At 42.1% G+C, this 16,726-nt stretch carries 12 protein-coding genes and 2 pseudogenes; 4 read left to right on the plus strand and 10 right to left on the minus strand.

The window, feature by feature from the left end; genetic code table 11:
* The 5 genes and pseudogenes from HMPREF9074_RS12620 to HMPREF9074_RS02515 all read right to left on the minus strand — a co-directional run.
* Positions 1–150: pseudogene (locus HMPREF9074_RS12620) on the minus strand (peptidase M23); the annotation flags it as partial.
* Positions 150–929, minus strand: coding sequence for a lipoprotein insertase outer membrane protein LolB1 (locus HMPREF9074_RS02500; RefSeq protein ID WP_009390346.1), 780 nt, complete (start codon positions 927–929; stop codon positions 150–152). The pseudogene HMPREF9074_RS12620 and the gene HMPREF9074_RS02500, both read right to left, overlap by 1 nt.
* A gap of 53 nt (positions 930–982) precedes the next feature.
* Complete coding sequence (gene dut, locus HMPREF9074_RS02505) at positions 983–1,417, minus strand: dUTP diphosphatase (protein ID WP_009390345.1); 435 nt, start codon at positions 1,415–1,417, stop codon at positions 983–985.
* An 8-nt stretch (positions 1,418–1,425) separates the two neighbouring features.
* Positions 1,426–2,514 (minus strand): WG repeat-containing protein, encoded by a 1,089-nt coding sequence (locus HMPREF9074_RS02510; protein ID WP_009390344.1) that lies wholly within the window; start codon positions 2,512–2,514, stop codon positions 1,426–1,428.
* Positions 2,515–2,635: 121 nt separating this feature from the next.
* On the minus strand, positions 2,636–3,199 hold the full coding sequence (locus HMPREF9074_RS02515) for a hypothetical protein (protein ID WP_034539599.1): 564 nt from the start codon (positions 3,197–3,199) through the stop codon (positions 2,636–2,638).
* A 288-nt stretch (positions 3,200–3,487) separates the two neighbouring features.
* On the opposite strand from HMPREF9074_RS02515, the gene dinD reads away from it, so the two are divergent.
* Together dinD and HMPREF9074_RS02525 are read left to right on the plus strand one after the other, a co-directional pair.
* Positions 3,488–4,312, plus strand: a complete 825-nt coding sequence (dinD, locus tag HMPREF9074_RS02520; RefSeq protein ID WP_009390342.1) for a DNA damage-inducible protein D — start codon at positions 3,488–3,490, stop codon at positions 4,310–4,312.
* Between the two features lie 45 nt (positions 4,313–4,357).
* On the plus strand, positions 4,358–4,723 hold the full coding sequence (locus tag HMPREF9074_RS02525; protein ID WP_009390341.1) for a DUF488 domain-containing protein: 366 nt from the start codon (positions 4,358–4,360) through the stop codon (positions 4,721–4,723).
* On the opposite strand, the gene HMPREF9074_RS02530 is transcribed toward HMPREF9074_RS02525, so the two are convergent.
* The 5 genes from HMPREF9074_RS02530 to HMPREF9074_RS02550 form a co-directional block, all read right to left on the minus strand.
* Entirely contained in the window at positions 4,696–6,108 is a 1,413-nt protein-coding gene (locus HMPREF9074_RS02530; RefSeq protein WP_009390340.1) for an alpha-amylase, read from the minus strand. The genes HMPREF9074_RS02525 and HMPREF9074_RS02530 overlap by 28 nt on opposite strands.
* A gap of 65 nt (positions 6,109–6,173) precedes the next feature.
* The gene (locus HMPREF9074_RS02535; protein ID WP_009390339.1) at positions 6,174–7,196 is read right to left on the minus strand and encodes a SusE domain-containing protein; all 1,023 of its coding nucleotides are present in this window, start codon (positions 7,194–7,196) and stop codon (positions 6,174–6,176) included.
* 12 nt (positions 7,197–7,208) lie between these two features.
* On the minus strand, positions 7,209–8,834 hold the full coding sequence (locus HMPREF9074_RS02540) for a RagB/SusD family nutrient uptake outer membrane protein (RefSeq protein WP_009390338.1): 1,626 nt from the start codon (positions 8,832–8,834) through the stop codon (positions 7,209–7,211).
* 11 nt (positions 8,835–8,845) lie between these two features.
* Entirely contained in the window at positions 8,846–11,803 is a 2,958-nt protein-coding gene (locus HMPREF9074_RS02545; protein WP_009390337.1) for a SusC/RagA family TonB-linked outer membrane protein, read from the minus strand.
* Positions 11,804–11,962: 159 nt separating this feature from the next.
* Complete coding sequence (locus tag HMPREF9074_RS02550; protein WP_009390336.1) at positions 11,963–14,068, minus strand: glycoside hydrolase family 97 protein; 2,106 nt, start codon at positions 14,066–14,068, stop codon at positions 11,963–11,965.
* A gap of 456 nt (positions 14,069–14,524) precedes the next feature.
* Here HMPREF9074_RS02550 and HMPREF9074_RS02555 point away from each other — a divergent pair, with 456 nt between their 5' ends.
* Both HMPREF9074_RS02555 and HMPREF9074_RS02560 read left to right on the plus strand, forming a co-directional pair.
* Positions 14,525–16,270, plus strand: coding sequence for a thiamine pyrophosphate-dependent enzyme (locus tag HMPREF9074_RS02555; protein WP_009390335.1), 1,746 nt, complete (start codon positions 14,525–14,527; stop codon positions 16,268–16,270).
* 175 nt (positions 16,271–16,445) lie between these two features.
* Positions 16,446–16,726: pseudogene (locus HMPREF9074_RS02560) on the plus strand (hypothetical protein); the annotation flags it as partial.

Raw genomic sequence — 16,726 nt, forward strand, 5'->3', positions numbered from 1 at the left:
CTGACTTTGTTGTTGTCGCAATGCCGACATCTGCTTGATTTGTTCAAGTAGTGCCTTCTTGCGCTGCTCTAAGTCCTTTTGCTTTGTTTGCCCTATACCCAATAAGGGCACGAACAAAAATAGTAATATGAGTTTAAAAATAAACTTCATCACTTGTCAACTGTTATCTCTTTAAATCCTTCTGGTATTTTAAACGGAAAGTTAATGCTTTTATCGAGTTCTATCCCCTTAAACTCTATGCTTATCTCTGTCTGATTAGCCCCCTCTGTAGCTACAATTTTCAGCGTATGAGGCAACAAAACCTCCCCTACCTGCTGATACTCATAAGTAGCCACTGCCTTTTGCTGCTTAACAGGTTCTAGTACTTCTGTACTCCCTACCCTATATGTATCAGGCAGAAAACGATAGATTACCTCTACAGGCGACTCATCAATGATTTGCAGATTGTAGCGGTTATTCTCTTCTGGCAATAGTTTTACCACTTTTTCTTTCTCAAAATAAGAGGCGTATAAAGCATTGCCTAATAGCAAATTCTGCAAGGCATCAAAATCTACTGTTACCCCTAACAATCTACTGATATAGCTAAAATCACCATTGAAGTAAGTACTGTCTAAACGATTGAAAAATGCGGCTTTTTCTGGAGTGATGAGCACTTTGGCTATACCCAACGGAGCTGACAACCATATAGCCTTGTCTTTTTCCATACGAAATGACAATGGTAACGACTGACTGTTTTTCCCATCATTGTAAGATACCTGCACACTCCCCACAAGGGTCTTAAACGCAGGAAACGATGCCAAGTGATGTCGCCATATTTCTTGCACTTGCTTTTCGGCAGTAACCGTACCAGTAGTACTCACTACCGCCCGCTTTGTCTTACAACCTACGGTCAAAAATAAAAGCGTAAATATTATAAGTAGTTTTTTCATCTTACTATTGTCTAAAATCGTCTCATCGGCAAATTGGCAAATCGACTAATTTACTAATTGCCAGTGCTGCCAAAACCTCCTGCGCCTCTCTCGGTTTCGCTCAATACGCTTACTTCTTCAAAAGAGGCTTGCTCATATCGGGCAAAGACCATTTGTGCTATTCTATCGCCGTGGGCTATCTCAAAAGTTTCGTTAGAGAGATTGACGATAGGCACCTTTACCTCGCCCCTGTAATCGCAGTCTATAGTCCCTGGTGCATTGATAACCGTGATACCGTGCTTAATAGACAGACCACTGCGCGGACGCACCTGCGCCTCATAACCATCAGGTATTTCTAAATACAAGCCCGTAGGCACTAACGTACGCGCCAAAGGAGCCAAACGGATAACCCCCTCAGGCAGATTCGCCCTTAGGTCTACCCCCGCAGCCCCTGCCGTCTGATAGGCCGGCAGCTCGTTAGCTGATGTGTTCTTTATTTTTACTTTCATCTTTTTTACTACATTTTATTAGTTGTGAATTGTTTAAACTCTTCTGTAGTCATTACCTTGCCATCTGGTAATACCACATACATTTCCTCATCTAATATCCCAAAAGCAATTTTTCCTTCTTCAAAATCAGTAACCTCATCAAAACGAGGTGCTAAGATTTGATTTCCTTTGGCGTCAATAAAGCCCCATAGTCCGTCAAGACATACAGCAGCACGCCCGTGACAGAAACTCCTCACTTCATCATAAGTAGGCGTTGCGATTTCTTTGGCTTCTGTATTGATAAACGTCCATTTGCCGCCCTTGTTCACTGCTGCAAAACCTTCGGTAAAGTCCATAGCTTCATCGTATTGCAACTCACAAAGCAACTGATTGTCTGTATTTACATACCCCCATAGCTCATCGCGCATCACAGCAGCATAACCCTCGCTAAAGCGCGCTAAATCTTCGTATTCCGGGCTAATAAGCCATTCGTTTTTCTCATTTATAAGTCCCCAGCAGTCTTTGGTCATTGCCTTAGCGGTTCCTTGCAAAAAGCTCTCCACCTCATCGTACATAGGCTCTATAGCCCACTCGTTTTTGGTAGTGATAAAGCCCCACTTGCCGTCTTTTTTCACTGCACCAAGCGTTTCAAAGAAAGGCATAGACTCTTCGTATTCAAAAGGAATTACCTCCTTGCCTCGTATGTTTATATAACCTGCTTTGCCGTCTCTTTTAGCTGAAGTAATCGTCTTCATAAAAGGGTGCGCATCGTCATAAATAAGCGGAATTACCACTTCTCCTTTTTTATTTACAAATCCTGATTTGCTATTTTTTACCACTTTAGCCAAGTGATTCGAGAAGTAAAACACCTGATCGTAGTACGTAGGCACTAATTCCTTTCCATTAACATCTATCACTCCCCAATAGTTACCTACCTTCACAAGCGCCGACCCCAGCAAAAAAGGAAGCACTTTGTCGTACTTAAACGGACAAATCTCTTTCCCATTACGGTTTACAAAACCCCATTTGCCATTACGTTTGGCTGCTGCCAAATCGTCAGAGGTAAACATAGCTGACTCTTCGTAGTTATTTCGCCACATTTCTTGTGCGGTATCCATAGTAATTTCTTTTTTATTATTGGGCGCAAAAGTACAAAATAATTAGCAATTAGCAAATTTGTTAATAAGCCAATTTGTCAATTAGCAAATTAGCTAACTGACAAATCGACTCATTTTAATTCTAAAGGGTTAACTCTTTAGTGGTTACGTTGCCAGGGCGGTCGGTAGCGGTTATGAGCACCTTACTGCCACTAAGCGCTGCATTGATAGCGGTAGTGGTATATACCCATTTGCCTTCGCTAAGGGTAGCGCTACCCTCTTCTACAGCCGAGTTGTTAGCAGCGACTATCTTCACCTTTACCGTCATCACTTTCGAAGCATCGGCTACCTCTATACTTATCTTCTCGCCACTACTAACCCCAGTATAAGCTGAAGTATCGATATGGTCGATTATAGGGGCTTTCAAATAGTCGGCTACAGCCATTGCATAAGCACTCACCCCTGGGCGTTTAGCCGCTTGGTCAGCATACACTTTTTTGAGGGCTGCGTTTTGCAAAGCGTTTTTAGCATATACAGTCGCTTTAGCAAACTTATTATTAAGAGCGATTTGTTTAGGTGTGCTACTCCCCTTGCGATTAGGATATTTAGCCACTATGGTTTCTCCATTTACTTGTTTGAATACTAATTGATTGCCAATTCCTCCGCTCAAACCTGCGGTTACGATGTTGTTTCTACTTTTTGCCATTTTTTTATAAATTTTTAGGTTAGACTTAAGGGCTTCTCCTTGAAACACTATACCGCACAGAACGTGCACTTTTTCTGGTGATAAGTATCTTTGAGGAGCACCCCTCGTTTGTTTTACGCTGCAAAAGTGCGGCAAAAAATAAAGCCCCGCAAAAAGTTGTCACATCGTGTTACAACCTTGTATCAACGTACTACAGAACTGTCAGAAAAAAGAGGCTATTTATTGTTCTTTATCTCAAAAAAAGTAGTACCTTTGCTATTAAATAAAAACCTTTAAATTATTCAACCAATGAAAGCAGAAGAAATAAAAGAGCTCTTCAAGAAATTTGAAGAAGCCGCTCAAGAAGTAGAGGGCATTGAATGCTGGAGTGCCAGAGATTTGCAAACACTTTTAGGCTATGCCCAATGGCGTAATTTTGAACTTATCATTCAAAAAGCAAAAGTTTCGTGCAGCAGTGTAGGTGAGAATATAGCCTATCATTTTGCTGACGTCAGCAAAACGATACCGATGCCTAAAGGTGCTGAAAAACAAGTAGATGACCTCCTGTTAACTCGTTATGCATGCTATTTAATTGCACAAAATGGTGATAATAGAAAAGAGGAAATCTCTTTTGCTCAAACTTATTTTGCAGTACAAACACGCAAAGCCGAAATAGTAGAACAACGCCTTTTAGAATATGAGCGCGTAAGAGCAAGAGAAAAGCTCTCTCAAACTGAAAAACAACTTTCAGGAATACTCTACGAGCGTGGGGTAGACGACAAAGGGTTCGCAATTATTCGCAGCAAAGGCGACCAAGCCCTTTTTAACCTTACCACTGCACAACTCAAACGCAAAATAGGAGCGCCTGACAACCGTCCTGTAGCCGATTTTCTACCTACTATAAGCATAAAAGCCAAAGATTTAGCTGCTGAAATGACAAGTGTAAATGTTGTAGGAAAAGATTTAAAAGGAATGTCGCCTATACAGAAAGAACATATAGACAACAATACTGCTGTAAGAAATATGCTTATCGATAGAGGCATAGCCCCAGAACAACTACCTCCTGCAGAGGATATTAAGAAAGTACAGCGCAAACTCAACAAAGAAGAAAAGAAACTACTAAAAAATATTTAACTCAATCCCTTTCTAACGACTAACAACTAACGACTAACGACTAATATGACTATCATTCTCAAAAGGGTATACGACCCACAAACTGACACTGACGGCTTTCGCGTATTGGCAGACCGTCTTTGGCCTCGTGGCATCAAAAAAGAGGCTTTAGCATTAGACCTATGGGCTAAAGAGATAGCCCCCAGCACTGCCTTGCGACAACGCTATCACCAAGACGGCAATTTCGAGGCTTTCAAAAAAGATTACACCGAAGAATTAGCCCATAACGAGGCTTTTACTTCTTTCTGCAGCGAACTCAAAAAGCACAAAAAAATCACCCTGCTTACCGCTAGCAAGGTGATTGATAAAAGTGCACTGCCTGTGCTTATGCAGGCTATAATTTCTTATTGTCCTACTGACCAAACGGTATAGCTGTTGGCGGGTACTTTTAGAGTAACCTTGCCATTGCTATCCGTAGCAAAACGCTCGGCTGTATTGCCGGTGTAGTCTATGAGCGTTTTACCCTTAAAATGAGTGGTAATAGTGCGCTGGGCTGGAGCATTGCTATTGTTTAAAAACAAAATAAGCCCAGGACTCTTATCTTTGCCTAAACGCGACACTACATACTCTGTATTAGATGCCAAATGAAATTTCTCTTCCCCCGCCGCTAAACTGCGGTGAATGAGTAACAACTTCTGTATTTTAGCCTTAAACTCAGCATTCTCATAATCGCTGTAGAAAATACAAGGGTACCCACTATGGGTAAGTATGTAGGCATATGCCATTAGCTTCTTATCTTGTGCTATGGTGTTAGTAGGCGACACATCGCTACGCCCATCTACATCGTGGTTGCCTACAAAAGTCACTGCTCTGTCAGGACGCAAGGTGCGCAACATAGCATTCTGACTGGTCATCAGTTTGTGCATATCTTTCTGACTGTCTAACGCCTGTTCTATCGCATAATAACAAGCAAAATCAAAAGCTGAAATGCCTGAAGCATCTACCCATTTTTTAAGGGTTTCTGCATTGCCATCCCAAAGCTCGCCTACCGCAAATCCGCCTACTTCTTTCATCCAATCTCTGATAACCCACGCACCAAAGCCTTTCACATAATCAAAACGCCAGCCGTCAAACTTCATCGTATTCTTATAATACTTAGCTACCGACTCGTCTTTCTTCCACAACCAATCTTGCACGTAAGGCACTTTATGAGCAAGATCTAAAAAGAAATCGCCTCCTTCATCAGCTGCCTCAGTAGCATTAGGGTGGAAATGCTCGTAATTGCGATTAAACTTTTCTGAAGCATTACCGTGTGTTTTATCAAATAGCGTATTGGTTTTCTCGTTGTTTTTATACGGGTTTACCTCTTCTCCTCCCCCATTACAATGGTTTATAACAATATCGGCAAGCACTTGTAAGCCGTTTTCGTGCGCTTTGCTAATTAGATTTTCAAGCTCAGCACGCGAACCAAAGCGTGTCTTTACCGAACCGTGTTGGTTGTATTCGCCAAAATCAAAGTAATCAGAAGGGTCATACCCCATAGAATAGCCCCCCGAAGCTCCTTTAGTAGCTACGGGCAGCCAAAGGCGGTCTACCCCATTGGCTTTCCAATCGGCAATTTTGGGGGTAATCGTATTCCACCACTCTCCTAATGGGGTTACATCCCAATAGAATGTTTGCATCATTACACGGTTGCCATTGTCTATAGTGCTAAGGTCTATAGGATTGACATTTTGCAGTTGGGGAGTATCTTCGCCCTTATCCTTTTTGCAGCTAAGCAAGGTGCAGGCTGCTAATAAATAGATGTATGATTTCATATTTTTGCCGTATTTAAATGATAAAATAAAGGCTGTCCAGATATGTTCGGACAGCCTTTATAAGATTATAATTTTTCTATTTTGTAAGTACCTTTGTTATTGGCATCAAAAGAGAAAGACACATTATAAGTACCAGCGGGTACTTTTATGTTATTACCACCAGATTTTATATCTCCCTCAAGAGCAGCAGCCGGATTATCTGTACTATCTGCCCCAAAGTTAGTACCCCAAGAGTGATTTAAGCGGAATTTTATTTCGCCATCAAGAGCTATATTCTTCACCACCCAAGAGTTAGTACTACCTTCGTAGGTCATTGCTACATCATCATTATCGCCCCAACCTCTGGCACCACTACCTATAATTCCCCAAGAATAGGTTTCGATAGTATAAGTGTTTTTGCTTACGTTGATAGTGATTTTGTAAGTACCTGCTGCTACGGCTATATCAGCCCCTCCTGACGAAAGTGTACCGTTAGAACCTCCGAGGTTTACACCCCAGTCATTGTTCTTTCTGAACTTAATTTTGCCAGCAGACAAAGTAGCATAAGCTACTAAATTGCCGTCAGTAGAGTTCCACATTTTGATATCAGGACCATTCCAACCATTAGGAGTAGCACTACCTACTACGCCCCATTCGCTTGCTTTTATTTCATCAAAGTAAGGGGTTACTTTTAAGGTTTTTGTCGATACAAGACTGCGTTGGTCGCTAAGGGCAGCTCTTACTAACACTCTTACATCGGTTGCTACACCGGTTTTAAGCCCTAAGCCTACCAAATACTCATTCAGCTCTTTAACTGTAAGGGTAAAAGGCGATCTTTCAGCCGAAAGAGGCTTAATTTTACCAGTAGCAATATTCTCAAATTCTACTGTATAAACAGGAGCTAATTGTACGCCCAAATCCTTAGTTTCCCAAGAAACTGTTAGGGCAGTAGTATTTGATTGGGTTTTATCAAGCACTAAAGTAGAAGCCGAGATATTTGATTCTACTCGTGCATTGGCGTTCATTGTCGCCTTTTCTTCGTCTTTTTCGCAGCCTACTAACCATACAAGACTTGCACAGATAGCTGCCGTTTTAAGTATATTTTTCATAGTATTCTTTTTTTAATATCCTGTATTCTGACTAAGGTTTTCATTGGCGGCACGCGCATCGCTCGGTATCGGATACAAGTTTCTATAGTCGGGCACTGCCACCCCTGAAGCGGCTCCACCTTTGAAAGACCAAAGGTAAGAAGCGTTAGTAAACTTGCCATAACGGATAAGGTCGGTACGGCGCAAGCCTTCCCAATAGAGTTCGCGAGCACGCTCGTCTAAGATAAAATCTAAGGTAAGATCGGCATCAGCTATGTTGCCCGCAGCACTTCCATAGGCACGAGTGCGCAACTGGTTGATATAGCCCAAAGCAGTTGCTCTGTCGCCTCCTGTACCACCACGTAATACCGCTTCAGCATAAGTAAGATACACTTCAGCTAAACGGATAAGCGGTAAGTCTGTATCAGGAAAATCTTTAGCAGGGTCTTTGCCAGGAGCACCAGTAGAAGTAATGTTTTTAAACTTAGTTGTAGCATAACCTCCTTTAGTAAAGTCTTTTACGTAATCAGTACTTTCAAAGGTTTGTCCGTCGGTGTGGAACATAGCGCGTTTGTCATTCCAAGCGGTAGGCTCATTATTACCGTTGCGAGTAGAGGCTTCAAACTTATTAACAAATTCTTTGGTAACAGTGATACCACCCCAACCACCATTAAGGCCTAAAGCGGTAGCATTCATATTACCACCAGTAGCTCCGTGCATAATGAAAGCAGTACCTCCGTAAGTTTTAGTGTTAAGCCCATCAAAACTTGCTAAAAATATAAACTCGTTTTGAGCTCCGTTTTTGTTGTTATCAGCAAGGAACAACTCGTCATAAGCAGTACCATTGCCATTAGCATCGGTATTGTTTAAGCGGTAAGACGAAGCGATTACCTTTTTAGCATAAGTGATACACTCGGTATATTTGTCTACCCCTATATACACTTTAGCATTGAGGTACAAGCGGGCAAGTAGTGCTTGTGCCGCTACTGCGTCTACACGTCCGTACTCATTAGCGCGAGCTGCTTTTAGCTTGGTTTCCAAATCTTTTAGTTCGCTTTCTACGAAGTTAAAAAGCTCGGCACGAGAGTTTTGAGTAGGCTTCAAATCAGCTTTTGATGAGGTTATCAAAGGTGCTTTCCCGTAGGCATCTATTACATTGTAATAAGCATAGGCACGAATGAAGCGTGCTTCGGCTATGTAATAAGCTACTTCGGGGTCTGAAGCCAACGCTTGTGCATTGTCGATAAACGAGTTAGCAAAAGCTATTTGTTGCCCCAAACGGTTGTAATACGCATTGGTAAAAGGGTTAGAAGGTGTCCAAGTCATATTATGAAAGTCTGGCACACCTGCATCGCTCCAACGGATGATAGCCTCATCGGTGCTAGCTTCTTGTAGGTAGAACTGCACGCGGGTATATCCGGTAGACCCCTCATCAGCACCCGCTATATCGCCATCACCTGAAGGGCCTTTTTGCCCTGTAAGGGATAATGAGGCATAAATTTTAGCTAAAGCGCTTTTGGCCTCAGTAGCGTTTTTAAATACGTCTTTTTCTGTAAAACTATCAGGGTCAATAGGCTCTTGGTCTAAGTCCTTCAAGCAGGCACTAAGCGAAAGTGCCATTGCAAGCCCTAAAATACTATGTTTGATATATTTGTTCATATTCCTATCGATTAAAAGTTAATATTCAACCCTAACAAGTAAGTTGTTGGACGTGGATACAAGTTGTTATCAATACCAAAAGTAGCTCGATTGGTAGCACTATCTACTGATAATGCTTCTGGGTCTAAACCGCTGTATTTAGTAATCGTCCAAACGTTTTGTACAGTACCATAAAGGCGGATATACCTTTTATCAGTATTAGGGAAGGTATAGCCTAAAGTGATATTGTCTAACTTGAAGAACGAAGCGTTTTCTACATAGTAATCACTATTCCACGCTTGGTCGTTATGGCGTTGGAAAATACTATTAGCTTTGATGTTGCGCAAGAAACCACTATTAGAAGTAATTTCAGAGCGTTGGTCTAAGCGCGATTGGGTATTGTTGTACACATAGTTGCCGATGTTAGCACGAGTAGTGATGTTCAAATCCCAATTTTTATAGCTAAGGTCAGTACCAAAGCCCATAGTTACAGGGGCAAATGGCGATTTGTACAAGTAGCGGTCTCCTTCATCTATTTTACCATTGCCGTTTCTATCTACAAAGGCGTTTTCTACTGGTTTGCCTTGTGCATCATACACTTGTTGGTATACAAAGAAAGAGAATGGTGTTTCTCCCTGACGGTGTAGTTGTACACGGTTGTTAGTACCTCCTTCTATACCACCAGCAGGCTGGTCGTCTGGCATACGAGTGATTTTGTTATCGTTATAACTGATGTTGTAGTTAAAACTCCAACGGATATTCTTTTCAGTATCGCGTATAGGGGTAACGGTAAGACCAAACTCTACCCCTTTGTTTTCCATATCGCCCACGTTAGCATTCACACGGTTTTTGAAGCTGGTGAAAGGGTCGATAGTGGTTTCAGCTATCAGGTCTTTAGTTTGTTTGCGATATACATCGAGTGTACCGGTGATAAGGTTGTTCCACAAACCAAAGTCGATACCAGCATTGAGGGTATTACCAATTTCCCAACGTAGCTTTTTGTTAGTTACCCCTGGGCGGTAAGTTTGATAGAAAGCATCGCCCAATTGGTAAGACGCTCCATCTTGGCTACGTGTGTAGTTAGTAAGGAAAAGATAGTCGCCCAAACCGTTTACGTTACCTACTTCACCATAACCCAAACGCAATTTTAGTTCGTTAAGGGTTTTGTTTTCTTTTAAGAATTTCTCATTGCTAACATTCCAAGCCAACGCCACTGAAGGGAAGTAGCCCCAACGGTCATCTGGGTTTAGCTTAGAAGACGCATCGGCACGAAGGGTAGCGGTAAGGAGGTAACGCTCTTTGTAGCTATAGTTAGCACGACCAAAGAAAGACATCAATACGTTTCTACTCTTGTTGATGTTAGGCACCTCTTTGTTATCACCTGGGTTGATAAAGTAAGAGTAATCAGTAGAATTATCATCAAACTCGAATGATTGATAAGAGTGCCCTAGCATTAGCCCTATACTATGAGTTTCTTTAATCTCTTTCATATAGTTTACGTAGGCATCAAAGAGTTTGTTAATAGCCTTATTAGTATACGAGGTTTTAGCTCCGTCAAACCCTGGAGTTGAGGTAGGCATATGGGGGTCAGTTATCTTATCACCTTGACTCTTGCTGTAGTCTACCCCCATATTTACTGTAGCAGTAATATCTTTGAAGAAAGGCAAAGTATAATCGGCTTTTACGTTTCCTATAAAGCGGTATACTTTTGAAGTATCATCTAAGTATTGTAGCATTGCCACAGGGTTAGTAGGGGCTAAGTTATAACGGTTGCCGTTATTAGGGTCTACCCAAGTGTGATAGTTGCCGTACTTAGCAGGCCCTCCGAATACTGATTGGGTAGGGTCGTAGCCTACTGCTGAACCTATAGCCCCCTTATCAGCAAAGCGGTTTTGCATATAAGTACCATTAGCGTTTAATTCTAACTTCAAAGCTCTATCAAAGAAAGTAGGGTTTAAGCTAATTTTAGCATTAGTACGTTTGAAGTTATCAGTACGCAACACCCCATCAGCATAAGAATGACCTACAGACACACGATAAGGAAGCGTTTTATAAGCTCCTGAAAGTACCAAAGTACTATTGCTCATTGGGGCTACTTGGTAGATTTCTTTTTGCCAGTTAGTATCGGCATTGCCTAAGAGTGCTTCGGCAGCAGGGTTGTTAAGCCCTTTTACGGTTTGGCGGAATTGCTCTGCACTCATCACATCTACATACTTATTAGTATCTTGAATAGCTATACTAGTGTTGAAGCTAATCTTCATATCTTGGTTAGCTTTTCCTTTTTTGGTAGTAATCATAATTACCCCATTGGCAGCGCGCGAACCGTAGATAGCAGTTGAAGAAGCGTCTTTAAGCACGCTCATACTCTCGATATCTTCTGGGTTGATAGAGTTGAAGATACTACGAGAACCGCCTACGCCTCCATCGTTCATTGGCACCCCATCTACTACTATAAGAGGGTTAGATGTCAATGACAAAGAACCGTTACCACGTACACGGATAACTTGTCCTTCACCAGGCGCTCCACCAGTGGTAGCCATTTGTACCCCTGCTATTTTACCCTGAATAAGTTGGTCGGCGTTTACGGCAGGTGCTTTGTTAAACTCTTTGTCGGTTACTAAGTTTACCGAACCGGTGAGGTCTTTTTTCTTCACTACCCCATAACCGATAACTACCACATCGCCCAATTGTTGTACATCTTCTTGAAGTACTACATTGAGGGTAGCGCCTTTTACGGTTACTTCTTGTGTTTTGTACCCCACTGTCGAGATAACAAGTACAGCGCCTTTATTGGCAGTAAGTTCAAAATTACCATCAAAATCGGCAGCTGCCCCGTGCGAGGTACCTTTCACAAGCACACTAGCCCCTGGTATAGGTAAGCCTGTGTTGTCTTTCACTGTTCCTTTCACAGTGATTTGCTGTGCGTAGCCAAAGCTTACACACAAGAAAAATACTACTGCATAAAGTAGTTTGTTCATTTTTACTTTCATACAAATAAAATTTGAAAATTCATCGATTCCTCTCCCCGTTCCCCTCTCCCAAGGAGAGGGGTCAATCCAAAAAGATTTTCCCTTTTCAAAAAAACGGAGGAATTTAATTATATACTTCCCGAACCTTTCCCTCCCCTTGGGGGAGGGCTAGGGAGGGGATTATTTAATTTCTTTAATGCTGATAGCGTAGCCACCACCTTTAGCTGCTGTAAGTTTCAGCTTGGTTTTAGCATTTACTTTTTGTTTGGTAATAGTGTAAGCCTTAGGGTTGGTTTGCCAATCAGCGTTCTTAGCATCGGCATAGATGGTCGCTTCATACTTCTTGTTCTTATCTAAGAAATTAAGCAAGAGTTCTGAGGTATGTCCGTTTTCGTTAGAAGTATTGCCTATATACCAATTGTCGCTGTGTTTGTCTTTGCGCGCTACGGTGATATAACGACCTGGTTCAGCCTCAAGATATACGCTCTCTTGCCAATCTACGGGTACGTCTTTGATGAATTGGAAAGCATCAGCAAATCTTTCGTAGTTCTCAGGTAGGTCGGCTGCCATTTGTAGCGGACTGTACATAGTAACATACAATGCTAATTGTTTAGCCAACGTACTGCGCACCTGACTGGTGTTGTTAGGATTTACATTCTTCACCTCAGTTTCGAGGATACCAGGGGTGTAGTCCATAGGCCCTCCTTGTAGGCGGGTGAAAGGCAATATGGTAGTGTGGAAAGGTTTGTTGCCACCAAAAGCCTCGTACTCAGTACCGCGCGCTGACTCATTGCCTATAAGGTTAGGATAAGTACGGCACAGACCGGTAGGGCGTACTGCTTCGTGCGCATTAAGCATTATTTTGTGCTTAGCAGCTTCTTTTATAGCGTACAGATAGTGGTTGATAGTAGATTGGCTGTAGTGGTGCTCGCCTATAGGAAGTATGTCGCCCACATAACCACTCTTCACAGAGTTGTAGCCGTATTTGTTCATCAACTCGTAAGCAGCTTTCATATGGCGCTCGTAGTTGCGTGTAGAACCTGAAGTTTCATGGTGCATCATCAGTTTTACGCCTTTAGCGTGTGCGTAATCATTAAGCGCTTTAATATCGAAGTCAGGATAAGGGGTTACGAAGTCGAACACATAATCCTTACGATGACCGAACCAGTCTTCCCAACCTACGTTCCAGCCTTCTACAAGTACTTGGTCAAAACCGTGTTGGGCAGCGAAGTCTATATAGCGGCGCACCTTATCGTTATTGGCAGCATGAGTGCCGTTAGGTTTCACCTTAGTATAATCTACCTCATCGAGTTTGATAGTAGGCAGGTCGTCAGTATATGCCCAAGAGCTTTTGCCGGTAATCATCTCCCACCAAACGCCTATGTATTTCACAGGTTTAATCCACGAAGTATCAGCAAGAGCGCAAGGGTCATTAAGGTTGAGGATAAGGCGTGAAGCTAATATATTGCGCGCATCATCGCTCACCATTACGGTACGCCAAGGGCTTTTAGTAGGGGTATAGAGGTACCCCTTATCGCCTTTAGCATCGGGAGTTAGCCACGACTGGAAGATGAAGTTTTTGTCGTCTAAATTAAGGTTCATCAGCGCATAATCTACCAAAGCAGCTTCGTGAAGATTGATATATAAGCCATCTTTGGTTTTCATCATTAGCGAAGTCTGTACGCCAGTAGGCGAGAAAACGTATTGCGACACATTATCGGTCATCGACTGCTTCATAAGTCCGCGAATTTCAGAGAGTTTGCTCTCGTTATAGTCGTACTCTTGGGTGTCGTAGTCGCCAGGTATCCACCAAGCGGTATGGTCGCCTGTCATTGCGAATTGGGTATTCTCTTCGGCTATCACAAAATAAGTGAGTTCTTTCTGTGTAGGGAACTCATAACGGAAGCCTACCCCCTCATTATACACGCGGAAGCGGATATTCATCAGGCGGTTGGTCTTATCTTGTTTTAGCTGTACGAGCAACTCATTGTAATGGTTGAGGATTTCTTTTTCTTCGCCCCATACAGGTTTCCACGTTTCTTTAAAAGTAGATTTGCTATCGCTTACTACTTTGAAGTGGTTCGTTAGCGGTTCCTCTTTTTTAAGAGTAAACCCTAAGGTACTTTCATTAATCACTGGTTTGCCTTTGTACGTCATCTTATAAGTAGGCGTACCGTCAGCTTTCAATGAAAATGAGAGTACTACATTGCCATCGGGAGAGGTTTGCTGTTGAGCTACCGCCCAATTCATAGCCAAAATGCTCATTAACAAAATTATCTTTCTCATTTCTTTTAATTATTTATTCGTTTCAAAAAAGGCTTCAAATCATTCCAAAAAGGGCTCAAAGTTACTAATCTTTCTGTGAATAGCAAATATTTTTAAGTTTTTTTTAAGACAAAGTTATTAACACTTCAGAGTATCAGAGAGTTATGATGATTTGTCAATTTGCCAATTTGCCAATTTGCGAAATTTGCAAGGTTTTGTGGTTTTTGTTGTTAATTTGATAACAAAGGTTCTTCGTTCTTCCTATACTCAATCTATACTTAATATATACTTAATCTATACTCAAGATATGATTGCCGTATTTTTAATAAAAAGGGAAATAATTGATAATTTGACAAATCAACTAATCGGCATATCAAAAAAATATAATTTTAACTTTTATTTGTATTGCTAAATAAGAAATAAGCTGTACCTTTGCATAGAATTTCTTCAGAACTGAAGACAAACAAAATAAAAAATATGAGCAAAAATGTATCTGACCAATTGGTCGAAATGTTAGTACAAGCAGGCGTAAAACGCGTATACGCCATAACAGGCGACAGCCTAAACCCCGTAAATGACGCTATTCGCCGCGATGGGCGTTTAGAATGGATACACGTACGCCACGAAGAATCAGCGGCTTACGCGGCTTCTATGGACGCCGAACTCAACGGCATCGGTTGCTGTATGGGTAGTTCAGGCCCCGGACACGTACACCTTATCAACGGCCTCTACGACGCTAACCGCGCTGGCAACCCTGTGATTGCCATTGCCAGCACCTGCGCCACCCATAAATTCGGCACCCACTGGTTTCAAGAAACCAACCCTTTCTTGCTTTTCCAAGACTGTAGCAAATACGTATACGTAGCCAACACCCCTAAGCAGTTCACTACGATGATGCAACGAGCCATTCAAACCGCTATCAACGAGAAAGGTGTGGCGGTATTGGGGCTCCCTGGTGATGTGGCTGGAGCTGACCTTGAAGAGGTGCCTACAGCTACCCAAACGTTCTTGGCTAAACCGGTAGTTCGCCCCTCTGACGAAGAGCTCGACAAACTTGCGGCTGTGCTTAACGATAGCAAAAACAAGAAAATTGCCCTTTATTGCGGACACGGTTGTCAGCACGCGGTGAAAGAAGTAGAACAACTTGCCGAAACCCTCAAAGCGCCTATAGTAGCCTCTTTCCGCGGCAAAATATTCTTCGACCGCGCCGACAGTCCTTATATTGCAGGTATGAACGGCCTACTTGGGCACAGTTCAGGCTATGATGCTTGTGCTAAAGCCGATGTGCTAGTAATGTTGGGCACCGACTTCCCTTACGCTGAGTTCCTGCCTAAGAAAAGCACTATCATACAAATAGACGAACGCCCCGATATTATCGGTCGCCGTGCCAAAGTAGATTACGGCTTCGCAGGCGATATAAAAGACAGCATCACTGCCCTTTTGCCTAAGCTAAGCGCACGCACCGACGACGGATTCTTGAAAGATATTCACAAAGAATATTTAGATCTTGAAAAATCATTAGACGATTACACCCAAAAGAAAACCGAAGAGAAACAAATAGACCCTGAATACGCGGCTAAGCTTTTGGATAAATACGCTGCCAACGATGCTATTTTCACCGTTGATACGGGTATGAATGTGGTATGGGCGGCACGCTTTATCAAAGGTACAGGCAAGCGCTACCTAACCGGTTCGTTCAACCACGGTTCTATGGCAAACGCCTTACCGATGGCTATCGGGGCTGCTGCCTCGGCTAAAGGCAGACAAGTGGTAGCAATGTGTGGCGACGGTGGTCTCTCTATGCTCTTAGGCGACTTGGCTACCCTAATGCAGTATCAGTATCCGGTGAAAATATTCGTGTTTAACAACCGTTCGCTTGCAATGGTGAAGTTAGAGATGGAAGTATCTGGCTACCTCGATTGGCAAACCAATATGGTAAACCCTCCTTTCGATAAACTTGCTGAGCTGATGAACATCAAAGGCTATGAAGTGACCAAAACCGAAGACCTCGAGGCTACTGTGAAAGCGGCTTTTGAGCACGATGGTCCTACTTTGGTGAACATTTACACCAATCGCGATACCTTAGCGATGCCTCCGCACATCACTTTTGAACAGATGAAAGGCTTTGCCACCAACATCATCAAGAAAATAGGTCAAGGTGATTTTGCTGAAGCTAAAGACAGTATTGCTAATAGTATGAAGCACATCAAAGATATTTTTTAATCCCAGCTGATTAGAACATAAAAAAATCGAACAGTTTATAGCTGTTCGATTTTTTTATGAATAGCCTGCACCTTTGTACATTGAATTGAGATACAAATTTAACTTTTGTTTAACTTATTGAATAAGAAATAAGCTGTATTTTTGTCGCAAATATTAATTCAAAAAATAAATCAATATGAAAAAAAGTATTTTTTTAGCAGCTTCTTTAGCTGTTTTAGCTTTTGCAAGTTGTAGTAAAAGCGATGACAATGACCATAAAAACGATGTGCCTGCCGACCATTATCAGTTGAATAGTGATGGACTTACTTTAGTGAAATGGACAAACAGCAGCACTACTACTCTTGATATGCAAGCTGACAGCAAGCTGCAAAGAGTAAACACTATAGGAACTGAAGCCTTCAAAGGTTCAAATCTTACTTCTATCGTATTTCCTAATAGCTTAAAAGAAATAGGTGA

It is taken from the genome of Capnocytophaga sp. oral taxon 329 str. F0087 (genome assembly GCF_000213295.2).
In the GTDB taxonomy this organism is placed as follows: Bacteria; Bacteroidota; Bacteroidia; order Flavobacteriales; family Flavobacteriaceae; genus Capnocytophaga; species Capnocytophaga leadbetteri_A.